The organism is Ruegeria sp. AL1 (assembly GCF_056540905.1).
In genome coordinates this window covers 1-14,672 of the sequence record NZ_JBQFXP010000014.1, presented here as the reverse complement: position 1 = coordinate 14,672, position 14,672 = coordinate 1, and the positions used below count along the sequence as shown (strand labels likewise).

The following is a 14,672-nucleotide window of genomic DNA, read 5'->3' as shown; positions in this document are numbered from 1 at the left end:
TTGAATTATAGAGAGACTGTGTAGTGCTTCCATTGCTCTAAGGAGATTCCCAAAATGAAAAGTAATGCAAACAAGCTGTTAGTGATTTCCGCTATCGCTCTTTTGGCCTCCGGTTCGGTATTTACTGCTTCTACAAAACCAGCAAGCGCAGAGGCTGGTTATTTCTGGGATGAAACCGTTGAGTCTGTGGATAGAAGCCCTTGGATATTTGAAGGCACAAATGTTTTTGGCGAATTGGCACGAGTTCCACCGTCAGATTGGGTACGTACTCTGGAAAAACGGCATACCCAACTGAGCTTGAGACTTTTGTTTTCACAGCTAGCAATAATGAAGAACAGAACATCAACGATTGGTTGCATCAAACGCATACCGATAGCTTTTTGATTTATCACGATGGCAAATTGGTCGCTGAAAAGTACTTCAATGGCATGAGAGCTGATACGCCTCACCGCATTCACTCGATCACCAAGACAGTGTTGGGCATGGCCGCAGGGCTGGCAGTTGAGGCGGGAGAATTAGATCCTAAGAAGCTGATCACCGAATACCTGCCAGAGTTGGAAGGCCCAGCATTCAAAAATACAACGGTTAGACATCTCCTTGATATGACCGCTGCTGTTGATTGGAAAGATGCTTCTAGCGGCTACTTAGACGATGCCGGTGATCTGTTCTGTGCGTTTGGTCAGGACCTCTCAGAAAAAGTAGAAGTTTGTGATACAGAGTCTGGCGTCAAAGAGTACATGATCTCTCTGAGTGATCGCGAGACATTGGTAGAGGACGGTGAGGTATATAATTACCGTTCGGTTCTATCTGCACTGCTGGGTATGGTTATCGAGTCGGCAAGTGGCGAGAGCTATCTGGATGTACTTGCCGAGCTGTGGCAGGATATCGGTGCTCAGGACCCTGCATATAGCGAACTAGGGCCCAAAAGGATTGTGCAAACGAGTGGTGGGTTATTTACCAGCTCTCGTGACCTATTGCGATTTGGCATAATGATGCTGGACAACGGTAAGGTTAACGACTCTCAGGTTATTCCTCCAGATTGGATAGCTGACACGATTCAAGCAAATGATGACGTCATCGCAGCTTATGAGAAAAGCGCATATGCAGAGGTGTTTGAAGGATTCCACTACCGTAACCAAGTCTGGGTCAAAGATAGAGAAAATGGTGCGTTCTACGGCATTGGTGTCTATGGGCAGCTAATGTATGTGAACCAGAAAGCCAATGTCGTTATGGTGAAGCTATCAAGCCAGCCAGACGTTCAAAATACACCTATGTACCTGGACTGTATGGTTGCGATGAAAGGCATTGCAGAGACTTTGAGCAAATGAATTTCAGATTACCTTAATTTTGTAAGCTGAGCCAAATGGCTCGGCTTATACTACGAAAAGACTTAACAGTGTCGTCGGGTTAGTACCGGGTGACCTCGACTGCGACCGCAGCAAACACCACACCAATCAACAGAGCTTTTGTATTCACGGCCGAAAGGCTGGGTAGTTTAAACCGAAGAGACAGGGCTATGATCACGCCCCCTGTTAACCCAGTCGCAATTGAATAGATCATGCTACTTTTGTCTGCGTTGAGACCGATCAATATGCCGACTGCAAGCGACGCGACAAAGTATGCGCGTAGCCATCCAGACATGTGTCCGGGGTGGGTCTTATAGAGAAAGATATTCACCCCAAACAAATGCAAGGAATAGGCCAACGTTCCAATCGCGTAGAGCTCAGGCGATGTTCCCGTTGTTTGCATGACGGTAATGGCAAGCAGGCAATTATAGGTTCCGAGCGCGACTGTGTCCAAGCCAAGCGACAACCTGTTATCGGCCCCCGTGTAGCGACTGGCTTCCAGCAAGTAGTAAATGAGAAATCCTAGGAGCGAATAACCGAACAGCGAGTTTTCCCATTTCCCATTTGCAGCCAAATCGGCCGACAATTCACCGATTTTTGGCAGTAAGAAAAGGAAGGCATAGCCAAGTCCGATCCCGGATGAAAAATCAGAAAGCCAGGCTGCTAGGGCAGGGAATCTCCGGTAAAAAGACACGCAGAAGACGTGAACAGTGCCGATGACTGCGATCGATGTTATCGCGAGGTATGTCGATGCGTCGAACACGGCTAAGATCCAATGATCACATTACAATTTGTATGAGACACCCGTTGTGATCGAAAGCACAACCCAAAAAGTGAAGATGGTGTAGTGGTGGCTTTCTCACAGAACGCTGCGACTTGATCGTTAGATTGCCAATGGTATTGAAAAATCAACAGCAGCTATAGTCTGCACTTCCGGCATTGATGCACGGCGTAGCATTCTGCAACTTGGGCTCGAAGCGGACAATGCGCTCCGAGCCCTGTTTCTTATGCCTGCTCGACTTTCTGCAAAAGGCTGATCTTGATCCCTACGTGTTCTCTTACGCCCCGATGATGTTGTGGCCGGGACCGTAAGGGAAGCCGGTGATATTCTCGGCCCCATCTTCTTCGACCACCAGAATGTCATGCTCACGGTAGCCTCCGGCTCCGGGTTGACCTTCGGGGATCCACAGCATCGGTTCGATGGACACGACCATGCCGGGTTCCAGAACCGTGTCGATATCCTCGCGCAGTTCCAGACCGGCCTCGCGCCCGTAATAGTGGCTGAGAACGCCGAAGGAGTGGCCATAGCCGAAGGACCGGTACTGCAGCAGGCCCTCATCTTCAAAGAACCGGTTGATCTCGGCGGTGATGCCGGAACAGGTCGCGCCGGGTTTGATCAGGCTCAGGCCCAGTTCGTGGGCGGCGACGTTGGCCTTCCAGATGCGCAGGCTTTCGGCGTCAGGCTCGCCCAGAAACAGGGTCCGTTCCAGAGCGGTGTAATAGCCCGAGATCATCGGGAAAGTGTTCAGCGACAGGATATCGCCCTTTTGCAGCGCGCGTTTGGTGACCGGGTTATGCGCGCCATCGGTGTTGAGGCCGGACTGGAACCAGACCCATGTGTCACGGTATTCGGCATCTGGGTAGGCGCGAGCAATCTCAGCCTCCATCGCGTCGCGGCCTGCCATGGCGATCTCGATCTCGGTTGCGCCTTCGCGGATGGCGGCGTGGATGGCAGCCCCGCCGACATCAGCGGTGCGAGCACCGCCTTTGATCAGCTCGATCTCTTCGGCGGATTTCACCATCCGGGCAGCCATGGTGTCGGGCGCGATGTCGACCAGTTCAGGCTGGCCCAGCATCGCCAAAGCGGTGTCCCGCGCGGCCAGAGTCAGGTGGTCGCTTTCAATCCCGATCCGTTTCGCGCTGCCAATCAAGCTGGCCACTGCGCGCCAGTAATTGTCGCGCTTCCAATCGGTATAGATCACGTTGTCCTCGACCGAACGGCGCCACGGCTGACCTGCGTCGATATTGGCTGAAACGGTCGTGCAGGCGTCCTGCGTGACCACGCAGCCATAGGGTCGGCCAAAAGCGCAATAAAGAAAGCCCGAGTAATAGGCGATGTTCTGCATCGAGGTCAGCAGGACCACCGGAATATCCCGCGCTGCCATGATGGCGCGCAGTTTGCCCAGACGGCGGTCGTATTCGCCTTTGCTGAACGGCAGAGGAGCCTTGTCGCCATTGTGGCAGGTGAAGAATTCGGGGCGATTTGTCATGGTCTGGTCTCTCATCTATGCCGGGCGGCAAACCCGGCCACTTGTCCCGGCGTTCAGGACAGGCGGTCTCGGGGTCCGAGAGCCGATCATTCCAGTGCGTCCGCGACGCCATCGCGGCTGGGATGAACGGTTAAATCGTTAGATCAGGCCTGCGCTTGCGTCAAGCGGGGGAAAGCCCCCGCAGACGCTCGGACCGGCGGCGCAGCAATTCGACCGTGGTCAGCAGCGCGATCGAGATCACCACAAGGATCGTCGCCACCGCCAGGATGGTCGGGCTGATCTGTTCGCGCAGGCCGGTGAACATCTGCCACGGCAGGGTCTTTTGGCTGGCCGAGCCGACAAACAGTACCACGACCACCTCGTCGAATGAGGTGATGAAGGCAAAGAGGCCACCCGAGATCACGCCCGGCAGGATCAGCGGCATCTGGATTGAAAAAAACGTCCGCACCGGACCCGCACCCATATTCGCCGCCGCCCGCGTCAGCGAGCGGTCAAAGCCCACCAGCGTTGCTGTCACGGTGATGATGACAAAGGGAATGCCCAGAACAGCGTGGGCGAGGATCACTTTCACATAGCCCACGAAGTTCTTGTTCATGCCCAGCGTGCCCTCCAAAAAGCGGCCGATGTCGCTGTAGAAAAAGAACATGCCGGTCGCCGAGATGATCAGCGGCACGATCATGGGCGAGATGAGGATGCCCATGATGGCACGGCGACCGGGCACATGGCTCTGGCTCAGGCCGATGGCCGCCAGCGTGCCCAGCGAGACCGAGATCACCGTCGCAATCGGGGCGATGATCAGCGAGTTCTTGAAGCTGCGCTGCCATTCATTGTTGGTGAAGAAATCGCGATAATGCTTCAGCGAGTACCCCTCTGGGTCGAGACGCAGCATTTCCGGCGTGAAGGTAAAGAAGTCCTGCGCGTTGAACGACAGCGGCAGCACCACAAGGATCGGGGTGATCAGGAAGACAAAGATCGCGCCGCAGATGACCCGGAACAGGTAGTGATAGAAAACCTGCTTCGGCGTCAGATAGGGCAGCAGTTTGCGGCGATAACGGCCTTCGTACAGCCAATAGATGAACCACGAAAAGAACCAGCCGCCCAGCAGGCCCAGAACGCCGCCCATCGGGCCGGACGCCAAGAAGCCCAAGATGCCAAAGCCAAGGATGGTGATCCAGCGGGCCAGCGTCTCGTTTTTGAGGACGGTGATGTAGACCCATGCCAGCGCGGCGATCAGGGCGGCCCCGGCGATGATGCCCAGAAGGATCGAGCCGTTGCCTGCGCCGACGAAAATACCGGCAAAGGCCCCTGCCAGCGCAACGCTGGGCAGGACCATCGACAGAGGTTTGCGGGATATCGGAGTAAGTGCGGCCATGTCGATTATCCCAGCTTCACGTTATCAATGCCGACGATCTTGTCGTAACACCAGTAGAGCAACAGCACGACGCCCAGCAGGATCGTACCCAGCGCAGCCGCCAGCCCCCAGTTCAGTGAGGACGAGATGTGGTAGGCGATCCGGTTCGAGATGAAGACGCCCTTGGTGCCGCCGACGATTTCCGGCGTGATGTAGTAGCCGATCGCCAGAATGAACACGAGGATCGAGCCCGCGCCGATGCCCGGGATGGATTGCGGGAAATAGATGCGCCAGAAGGTCGTCCAGTTCGTCGCGCCCATGGATTTAGCGGCACGGGTGTAGGATTCGGGTATGGTCTGCATCACCGAATACATCGGCAGGATCATGAACGGCAGCAGGATATGGGTCATCGCCGTGATTGTGCCAATCTGGTTGTTGATGATCACCAGTCTCGCGTCATCGGCCACCAGCCCCAGCCAGACCAGCGTTTCGTTGATCACCCCCTGTTGTTGCAACATCACCTTCCATGCCGAGGTCCGCACCAGAAGCGAGGTCCAGAAGGGCAACAAGACAAGGATCATCAACAGGTTCGACACCCGCATCGGCAGCGTCGCAAGCAGATAACTCACCGGATAGGCCAACAGGATACAGGCCCCGGTAATCACCAGCGACATGAACAGCGTACGCCCGAACAGCTTGATCAGGATCTGCTTGTCCTCGGGCTGCGATTGCGCGCCTTCGGGCGTGCGGCGCATATCAACCGCGTTCAGGAAGTAACCATTGGTGACGGCAGGAGAGTGCGTCTTGATCACCGCCCAAGTCTGCGGCTCGCCCCAACCCTCGTGGATTTCGATGACCTGATCTTTGAACGGTCCATCGGTTTCGGGGTCCAGCTTGCCCATTTTCCGACCCGAGCGGCGGAACATCGAGGACATGCCTGTCTCTTCGTAGTTCAGGCGCGAGCCTAGTCGGGTATGTGTCTTGTTGTCGACCGCCACAACCATGTCGCGGACAAAGGCGTCATAAACCGCCTCATCCGGCAGCTCGCCGCTGGTTTCATCCCAGTTTTGCAGGGCTTCGACCGTCAGGGGTAGGGTTTCCTGCACAATGCTGTTTTCCACCGACCGGAACAGCATCGAAGCAATCGGAACGATGAACGAGAACAGGACAAACAGCAGCAGTGGGGCCACCAGCATCAGCGCGCGCAGCTTTTGCCGCCGTAATGAACGTGCCAGCGATTGCTTGAGCGGCGTTCCGTCCGCGGCCAACATAGGTCCGGCGTTTTGGCTTGCGTCAGTCATCGGTGCCCCTTGGGTTTTCTTTGGTCCGAGGGCGGCGCACCGCCCCCGACTGTATCATGAAATCAGACGTTTATTGCGCCAGCCACGCCTGGAATTTAGCGTCGATGTCGTCGCGGTAGTCGGCCCAGAACTCGTAGTTATACAGGAACGTGTTCTTGGCGTTTTCCGGATCGGTCGGCATATGCGGCGCCATGTCGATGCCCAGTTCGGCATGCTGACCGACCAGCGGAGCCGACGAAGCACGGGCCGGGCCGTACGAAATGTAAGCGGCTTGATCCGCCAGACGTTGCGTATCCGTAGCGAACTTTACGAATTCCTTGACCTTGGCGAGGCGATCTTCACTCAGCCCAGCCGGAATGATCCAGCCGTCCAGATCGAACACCTGTGCATCCCACAGCATCGCAAACGGCTGGTCCTGTTCTTCGATCGCCGAGAACCAGCGGCCATTGTAGGACGTGCCCATTACAACCTCACCATCGGCCAGGAGCTGAGGAGGTTCCGCCGCAGCGCCCCACCAGACAACCTGATCTTTGATCGAGCCCAGCTTATCGAGCGCCTGTTGCTGCCCTTCCTCTGTTGCCAACACATCGTAGACATCATCCTTGGCAACACCGTCGCAGAGCAACGCCCATTCCATGTTGTTGATCGGGCGCTTCTCCAGAGCACGTTTGCCGGGGTAGGCTTCAAGGTCGAACATTGCACAGATCGAGTCAGGGGCAGAGGCACCAGATGGCAGCAAATCGGGGCGATAGGCTGCCGTTGTCGAGTAGACGATCTGGGGGATAAAGCAATCACTGACCAGCAAGTCGCCAAAATCATCTTCTGCCGATGTTCCGTCGGGCGCTGCGGCAAGCAGCTCGTTGGGATCAATTTCCATCGCGAGACCTTCGTCACACAGACGGATTGCATCCGCCGCAACGACGTCCACCAGATCCCATGTGATGTTGCCAGCCTCATTCATCGCACGCAGTTTTGCGACCGCTTCCGGCGAGCTTTCGTCCCAGACGATGGTCACGCCAGGATTCATCTCCATAAATGGTTCAGCATACGCCTTGGATTGTGATTTCTGATAGGCTCCACCCCAGGACACGAGTGTCATCTCTTCGGCGGAAACGCCGCCAGCAGCCGTCGCAAGGGCCGCTGCGGTCAGCAGTGTTTTGGTTGGTTTCATGTGTTACTCCCAGTACTTCCCGTTTGTTGTATGGTCAGCTGACGCACGGGTTTTCGCCAGCCGGTCCCTCAGTGAAGCCGCATCTGTCCTGCGCGGCTTGGTCTATGCGTCCAGCGCACGACAATCCTGTGCGAGCCAGCCGATCTCGATCTCTTGGCCGGGTTTCAGACGGATGGCATCGGGGGCGTTTCGTGTCTTGACAATGAATTCGTCATTGCCGGCCACCGACATGCGGAAGCGGAACACGTCACCCATATAGATGAATTCCTTGACCGTCGCTTTCAGCGTATGCGCGTCAGCATGCAGCCGATCCTTGTTGAATTCAACGCGTTCGGGCCGGATCGAAACCTTTGTGCGATCGCCCGCATTATGCACGTTGATCGGCACTGCGTCGATTTCCGAGCCGTCGTCCAGCTGAACGAGGCATGTGTCACCATCGATGGATTTCACCACACCTTCCAGCGTGTTGTTTTCGCCAATGAACTGCGCGACGAAGCTGTTTTCGGGCTCTTCATAAAGCTGATCCGGCGGGGCCAGTTGCTGAATGCGTCCATCGTCGAACACCGCAACGCGGTCGGACATGGTCAGCGCTTCGGTCTGGTCATGGGTTACGTAGACTGTGGTGATGCCCAACTCATGCGCCAGACGGGTGATTTCAAACTGCATATGTTCGCGCAATTGCTTGTCCAACGCGCCCAGAGGCTCGTCCATCAGGACCAGCTCGGGCTCGAAAACCAGTGCGCGGGCCAGCGCGATCCGCTGTTGCTGCCCCCCGGAAAGCTGTGCAGGACGACGGCCGCCAAACATGCCCATCTGCACCATGTCCAGCGCGCGCTTGACCTTTGCCTCGCGCGTGGATTTGTCCATTTTCCGAACTTCCAGCGGGAACGAGAGATTTTCGGCCACGGTCATATGCGGGAACAGGGCGTAGTTCTGAAACACCATCCCAATACCGCGTTTGTGCGGAGGGATGTTGTTGATGGGGCTTCCATCCAGCAGAATTTCACCATGGGTGGCAGTTTCAAAACCGGCCAGCATCATCAAGCAGGTCGTCTTGCCCGATCCGGACGGCCCCAGCATGGTCAGGAATTCGCCTTTTGGCATCGCCAGGTTCAAGTCTTTTACAACGAGGTTCTCGCCATCATAAGACTTTTGGACGCGTTGAAATTCAACAAACGCGGCATCATTATTCGTGTCGGTCACAAGACCCCCTGTTGCGTCAATTTATGATCCGGTTTGGTCCGGATTTCATTGATCATGGCCTGCATTAAAGACGCAGCAATGCGGAACTGGCAAGACGGAATTGTTCGGTTACCGGTAACGAAATGATTTTCTGCTAATCTTTTAGCGTGTTAAGATGTGTCATGTGCCAGGCAAGGCTTTGGTTGCTTGACAAGACAGGTTTGCCCAGCAGCGCCTCGACCTTCGCAAGGATTGCTGCAGTCCTGAGGTTTGTGCAACTCAGGAAAACAGCTTCAACTGAAGGATCCGATCCCAGCGCGACGGCGGCTTCGAGAACTGATTGGGGGGTGATGCGGGCGACTTTGGATTCTTCAGATTCTCCGAATGTACCAAAGATATCCATGGAAATACCCTGCCGGGCAAAGGCTTCACGCAGGGGTGTGTTGACCTCTTCCACATAAGGTGACAACAGCGCAAACCGCGACACCCCCAGATCGGCTGCACAGGCGACAGCCGCGCGCAACGGGTTTGTTACTGTTTGCACATTGCAGGTTTTCTTGACCATTTCTTCAACCCGGTCCGAACCGATGACAGAGCTCGCCGATGTGCAGGCATATCCTACAACCCGGTAAGGTTGGGACTTGGGCAGCAGGTCTGCCGCCCGGGGCAAGTCTTTCTCCATCCGGGACAAACTGTCGGTCGTGACATTCGCGCCGCTGGGTATCCGTGTGACATAGAGCGGGTCCGAACCATCGCCGAACCAGGTTCGGAATTCGGGTTCAATGGTTTCGTCAGCCTGCAATACGATCAGCCCCATGGGATTGGGGTGCGTGTCATCTTCGTCCAGACGATAAGACATCAGGGTCATATTTGAGGAATCTCCGATTCAGAACGCGGGCTGAGATATTGAGGGGTGGTTTCTGTGATCACGATATTCTCTTCATGCACCATGATCTTTCCGTTCACTTCAATTCCCGGCTCGAGGGTCAGTACCATTCCCGGCTGCAATTCCGTGTGATCGGTTGGAATCAAAGAAGGCCATTCGGTCAATGACATTCCCAGTCCATGACCTAAGCGTCCGGCGTCCGTTCCGCTGTTGCCATCCGTCAGAACCTTATTCATTGTCTCGAACAGATTTGCTGCCGTTGTTCCGGGGCGGGCGAATTCAAACGCGGCGTCCGAGGCTTCAATCAATCTGGAATGCGCGTCGCGCACGGTCGGCGCGGGGGGGCCAACAGACCAGTTACGGTCGAAATCGCAGAAATAACCATCCCAGACCAGACCGGTGTCGAGCATCAGGACATCGCCCGCTCTCAAAGCTTCGGGACGGGCAGGCGAGATTACATCCGTATATCCACCCTGCTCGGCGCCACCGGCCAGATAAGGCACCCAGTCGGCACCCTCCTCAAGGCATAGAATCTGGAACTTGCGGAACACGTCGTTCAGAGCGACTCCTTTGGCCGCAATCTCTGGTATGCGTGCAAAAGCCCGGCCCGCAATATCGCACGCGGTTTTGATTTTGGTGATTTCGGCCTCGGACTTGACCAATCTCAATTGCCGCAGAATACCCTGATCGCTGTCGATGCGTCGCGCGCCAAGTGCCGTTCGCACACGTGTCAAATCTGCCAACGGCATACGAATGTGGGTCTCGTGGCCATCAGGCACGCCGATCACCCCGTCAGAAGGTGTCTTTTCCCGTATCGTATCATCCAATAGCGAGACCCCGTCGTCGCACAGATCAGGGGCAACCCAGGTCCGGATGTCGGTAATCCAGGTCTGTGCCATCAGGGCAGCGCCGATAGACGGGATTACGGCAATGGGTTTTCCGGCCAGCGGGACAATCAAAAACCATGGACGCGTCGGGCTTTCCCAGAAGCGGGTCAAATATCCGGTGAAATAGCGCAGGTCCGGTTCTGTCGTCAGTAACAGGGCGGATATTCCGGCCCTTTCCATCATCTTTTGGGCGCGTCGGGTCCTGCCCTCAAACTCTGCTTGCGTGAACCCTCTCATTCGCCGATGTCCCGAGCCAGAGCGTAGAAGGCCATGCGTGTTTTTTGCATGGTGGTCGGCCCGTTGGCACCTTTATTAGCAGCCCGCAAAGAACCGAGCACAAAAACCCGATGCGTACTGCGCCTAGGGTATCTGGTCGCGATCCGCATGACCCCTCCGGAATTGAAATTAGAGAGACGTCATCCAATTGTCATAAGCGTGTCAACCTTGATCCGCGCAACAACGTGTCGGCTGTTGGGCAATGACGCTGCACCGAACCGCCAAGGCGCGAAGGTCACTGAGCCGTCTGTGTGAATGTCGAACACCGGATATACGGCTTAAACCGCGCAAACATAGTCCAATTTGTGGTGACATATCAGAGTGGTGCGGGTTGCGAATATCGAGCAATTTGGCGCGGTAAGGTATATCTCTTTACTTACAAGGACTTAAAGAACTGCGCAAGGCCGATAACCAGCAATTATGTGTGTCTCTGCCCTCAAATTTTGTGTGCGTCTCTACTTTCAAGACGTATTGGACGGGATATACAATCCATACCTCCACAAAAAATACCCCACAACCTCCTAGGCACAGGACCCATTGATATCAGTGGTTCGGCATGACTCACGGTTTGAAAACCGAGCGGTGACCATGTCTGATCTTTTCTGGCTGACGGATGCGCAGATGGCACGTCTTGAACCTTTCTTCCCGAAGTCTCAGGGCAATCCGCGCGTCGATGATCGGCGTGTGTTGAGTGGGATTATCTTTATCAATCGCAATGGCTTACGGCGACGAGACGCACCCAAAGAATATGGGCCGCATAAGACACTCTACAATCGTTGGAAGAAATGGGGTGATAAGGGGATCTTTGCGCAGATGTTGATGGGATTGGCGGCCGACCATGGTGAGAAAAAGACGGCCATGATCGACGCAACATATCTCAATGCCCATCGCACGGCGTCCAGCCTTGCGGTCAAAAAAGGGGACGTGGCCGCCTGATTCACTGCCCGGCAGGCGCATCCGAAGGGTGCTGCCGAGAGGGGTCGAACCAAAGGCGGTATGAACACAAAGCTGCACGCGATCTGTGACAGCCGAGGGCGTCCGCTGAACCAGTTTGTCACCGCCGGGCAGGTCAGTGATTACATAGGCGCACGTGCATTGATGAGCAGCCTGCCAGATGTCGACTGCAACGCAAGGCGACCGTGCGATATGACAAGCGCCGATATAAACGACGGAACCGTATCGAAAATATGCTCGAAAGGCTCAAGGATTGGCGGCGTGTTGCAACCCGTTATGACAGATGCCCAAAGGTCTTCCTCTCGGCAATCTCATTGGCTACCCTCGTGATTTACTGGCTATGAGTCCTGAGCCTAGATTAACGCGCTGCTGGCAATGAAACCGACTGTGATCCAAATTGAAGCTGTTGCTATAGTCAAAGCATAGTCAAACATCCCGTGATCCTCACCAAACTCTGGATACTTGTTTTCGGCGCATGCGCGACATGTGACCATTAATGCATGTGGTCGTTTAAGGGCTGTGAAATGGACTGTTAACCTTCTGTTAACAATGCTGCCGAAATCGGCGAACTGGCAGCCATGATTCTTCAATACAATGAAGGGCCGCGCCATTATGGGGATGGTGCGACCCTTCAGACTCACACTTTCAAAAAAAGTGGAGTTTGGCACAAAGTGTGCGGGTACCGGGATTGGACGGGATGTCTAGAGGATCAGGACGTGAGGGTAATCAAATACTGCGGAGCGCCGCAGACAACAAAGGTTGCCAAGGCAATGACGAATCCGGAAGCATAGTCAGTCAGCTTGGCTTCGCGCTTTTTGGGGCGCATCGTCCACTCTGACCACTTGTTATGGTCGTTGTTCAGTTCGTTGCCGTTGCATAGCTCCATGGCGCTCACCTAGAACTTGAAATAGTAATGTCATTCTTGTGGCCAATGTTTGCCTGAACCAAGTTGAACAAGCTGAAAATGTATCATTCATGGTGCGTTAATCGTGACCAAAATATTAATTCTGAACCGCACTAATACGCGGCGGCGGTCCGCTTAGCAGCTTTAGCGGTTTTGGCGCGGTTAGACCCGTTGAAACTGGGTTTTCTGCGTACCACACGCGCGCATGGCTCTTAGCCGTGTGCGGCGGCTCTCAAGAATGGGCTTTGGGGGCGCGAGCCAATCCTACTCGCCTCCGAGTCTATTCCTTGAAATTGCCAATTCACGTAAATTTTATTAACAATTTGACCGCCTTCCAACTTCGGCCACGCATTCGCCGCAATCCTCATCGAAACATAGAAATATAGTTGGTTTGCGTCGTCTTGTTTTCGGCGTGTGTGTCAGGTGTAAAGGTGACGTGTAGTGAGTAATGAGTTTTTTGTGCCCACCTGCTCGGTGTCAAGCGAGTCCTTTCAGCAAGGCTTGGATCAGGGGCATTTAGGTTTAACTTCCGCTCTTAGTGTCGTGTTAAGAAGCCTTCCCTCAGAAGCTCTTGAGGGAATCTCTCAAGAGTTGGATTATTGCGAGCAAGGCTGTTATTCATCACCTTTGGCCGAGAAAATATTCCAGCGCGCGATTTGTATTTACCAAGCTGAACAGCTTTTGGTTTCGTCGTCAGGTAAAAACAATCCCAGGCCAGAAAATGAGCTTTCCAAACTATTTCTCGCGCGAGCATCGGACGCAGTGACAAGACTGGCAAGTTGACTGTCATTTCCCGGTTTCTATGCGGTCCAGCGGACCTGAGCCACCCAGGTGTTTTGTGTCAATAAAGGTAACGATTATGGAAAAATTTCTCTCTTTGATGCTAATCTGCGTGCCCAGCCTTTGCTGGTCAATGACAGAGGAGCAAGCTATCGCAGATTGGAAGGCTGCTTGCTCTGAGTCTGGCGGTGAGTATGCGATTGATTTTATTCGGGCAGGTGGGTTTGAAAGAAAGCCTCACCTGATATATGTTTGCGAAAACGAAAATGGGACCCTGTCCATAAGGATGGTCCCCGCAAAGCAACTAACGCGGTTTCCGAAAGGCTAGGTTGGAGGCTCATCGCTATACGGCTGAAACAAGAGGATATCTGCACGCAGCACGTGACAACACGGCGTCAGGCCTAATGCACTTGCTGCGTGCAGCTAAGATGCCGCTCCGTTTTCAACTACGAAATCAACATGAATGTGGTTGCCGTCGATGTCTCGAAAATTGACCTGCACAATGGGCGTCCCGGGTACGGGATCAATCGTGTGGGCAACACCCTTATCTTCAAGTTTCTTAACAAAAGCGTCGAAGTCCTCAGCCTGAAAGGCGAAATGTTCCAGTGAAGGGTTTCCACCAATTTCAGGCTGTTCACTCACTTCGACCAAATGCACCACTGCAGTGACATTCAAATAGAGCCAAGCGCCCGGGAAACCGAAATCTGGTCGCTTGCCCGGATGCAAGCCAAGAACTTCACCGTACCAGTTAACCATTTCCTCCAGGTTGGTGGTGCGAATGTTCACGTGGTCAAAAGCCAATAATGCCATGATGGGCTCCTAGAAGTTTGCTGTGTCAAAACAAGCCGTGACTATCGTGCCCCGCTTGGGGTGGCGGGATATCTTCACTGGTTACCCATCCTTACCAATACAGCACCAGTGCCGTTAGATGTGGCGCCGTCATGTAGGAATTGCACTCCGAGTGACTGATAGATGTTCCTCAATGCCTCTACTGTTGATTGCTTTAGATCGGACCCGTTCTCAAAGTTAGCAATTGTGGTCGGGGTTACCCAGGCTATATCCGCTATTTTACGAACACCCACCTTGAGCGCTGCTCTTGCCATTCGTGCTTGTTCTGCATTCATCAATACTCTGTACCTTCTTATCGATACACGGCGTCAATTATTTGTTGTCTGCACCAGGTGCATAGTGTCGATACTGAGTATCGACGTATGACACAAAGTTAGGGTTTCCGCCATGTATGACCGCCTCTGTCTGACGTCAGCGCAACTGGGGCAGTTTAAGTCGATGTGATAAGAGAGGGTTTCTGGCGCATCTTAACCGCCAAGGAGTGGATCTATGGACGTCCCCTGCGCAAGGTGTTT

The 14,672-nt window shown here is 54.3% G+C and carries 13 protein-coding genes and 1 pseudogene; 4 read left to right on the top strand and 10 right to left on the bottom strand.

Annotated elements, in window-relative coordinates; all coding sequences use genetic code 11:
* Positions 1–54 precede the first annotated feature (54 nt).
* Positions 55–384 carry a hypothetical protein gene (locus ACRZ9X_RS19785; RefSeq protein WP_480521794.1) on the top strand — a complete coding sequence of 110 codons (330 nt, stop codon included), beginning with the start codon at positions 55–57 and terminating at the stop codon, positions 382–384.
* Positions 385–401: 17 nt separating this feature from the next.
* A complete protein-coding gene (locus tag ACRZ9X_RS19780; protein WP_480521793.1) occupies positions 402–1,328 on the top strand; it encodes a serine hydrolase domain-containing protein in 927 nt (308 codons plus the stop codon).
* A 79-nt stretch (positions 1,329–1,407) separates the two neighbouring features.
* On the opposite strand, the gene ACRZ9X_RS19775 is transcribed toward ACRZ9X_RS19780, so the two are convergent.
* The 8 genes from ACRZ9X_RS19775 to ACRZ9X_RS19740 all read right to left on the bottom strand — a co-directional run bounded on the left by ACRZ9X_RS19775 (position 1,408) and on the right by ACRZ9X_RS19740 (position 10,631).
* Positions 1,408–2,109 carry a hypothetical protein gene (locus ACRZ9X_RS19775; protein WP_480521792.1) on the bottom strand — a complete coding sequence of 234 codons (702 nt, stop codon included), beginning with the start codon at positions 2,107–2,109 and terminating at the stop codon, positions 1,408–1,410.
* Between the two features lie 295 nt (positions 2,110–2,404).
* Positions 2,405–3,616, bottom strand: a complete 1,212-nt coding sequence (locus tag ACRZ9X_RS19770; RefSeq protein WP_480521791.1) for an aminopeptidase P family protein — start codon at positions 3,614–3,616, stop codon at positions 2,405–2,407.
* 160 nt (positions 3,617–3,776) lie between these two features.
* Entirely contained in the window at positions 3,777–4,988 is a 1,212-nt protein-coding gene (locus ACRZ9X_RS19765; protein ID WP_480521790.1) for an ABC transporter permease, read from the bottom strand.
* A gap of 5 nt (positions 4,989–4,993) precedes the next feature.
* Positions 4,994–6,268 (bottom strand): ABC transporter permease, encoded by a 1,275-nt coding sequence (locus tag ACRZ9X_RS19760; RefSeq protein ID WP_480521789.1) that lies wholly within the window; start codon positions 6,266–6,268, stop codon positions 4,994–4,996.
* A gap of 70 nt (positions 6,269–6,338) precedes the next feature.
* Entirely contained in the window at positions 6,339–7,439 is a 1,101-nt protein-coding gene (locus ACRZ9X_RS19755; RefSeq protein ID WP_480521788.1) for an extracellular solute-binding protein, read from the bottom strand.
* Between the two features lie 102 nt (positions 7,440–7,541).
* The gene (locus ACRZ9X_RS19750) at positions 7,542–8,642 is read right to left on the bottom strand and encodes an ABC transporter ATP-binding protein (RefSeq protein ID WP_480521787.1); all 1,101 of its coding nucleotides are present in this window, start codon (positions 8,640–8,642) and stop codon (positions 7,542–7,544) included.
* Positions 8,643–8,775: 133 nt separating this feature from the next.
* Positions 8,776–9,489, bottom strand: a complete 714-nt coding sequence (locus ACRZ9X_RS19745; RefSeq protein ID WP_480521786.1) for a maleate cis-trans isomerase family protein — start codon at positions 9,487–9,489, stop codon at positions 8,776–8,778.
* Positions 9,486–10,631 carry a M24 family metallopeptidase gene (locus tag ACRZ9X_RS19740; RefSeq protein ID WP_480521785.1) on the bottom strand — a complete coding sequence of 382 codons (1,146 nt, stop codon included), beginning with the start codon at positions 10,629–10,631 and terminating at the stop codon, positions 9,486–9,488. The genes ACRZ9X_RS19745 and ACRZ9X_RS19740 overlap by 4 nt, the downstream gene beginning before the upstream one ends.
* 627 nt (positions 10,632–11,258) lie before the next feature.
* On the opposite strand from ACRZ9X_RS19740, the pseudogene ACRZ9X_RS19735 reads away from it, so the two are divergent.
* Positions 11,259–11,968: pseudogene (locus ACRZ9X_RS19735) on the top strand (IS5 family transposase).
* Positions 11,969–12,333: 365 nt separating this feature from the next.
* On the opposite strand, the gene ACRZ9X_RS19730 reads toward ACRZ9X_RS19735, so the two are convergent.
* Positions 12,334–12,510, bottom strand: coding sequence for a hypothetical protein (locus ACRZ9X_RS19730; protein WP_480521784.1), 177 nt, complete (start codon positions 12,508–12,510; stop codon positions 12,334–12,336).
* A 459-nt stretch (positions 12,511–12,969) separates the two neighbouring features.
* Between ACRZ9X_RS19730 and ACRZ9X_RS19725 the strand changes: the two genes are divergently transcribed.
* A complete protein-coding gene (locus tag ACRZ9X_RS19725) occupies positions 12,970–13,311 on the top strand; it encodes a hypothetical protein (RefSeq protein WP_480521783.1) in 342 nt (113 codons plus the stop codon).
* Positions 13,312–13,731: 420 nt separating this feature from the next.
* On the opposite strand, the gene ACRZ9X_RS19720 is transcribed toward ACRZ9X_RS19725, so the two are convergent.
* Positions 13,732–14,118: a VOC family protein gene (locus ACRZ9X_RS19720; RefSeq protein ID WP_480521782.1), complete on the bottom strand. Its 387-nt coding sequence runs from the start codon at positions 14,116–14,118 to the stop codon at positions 13,732–13,734.
* Positions 14,119–14,672: the final 554 nt, after the last annotated feature.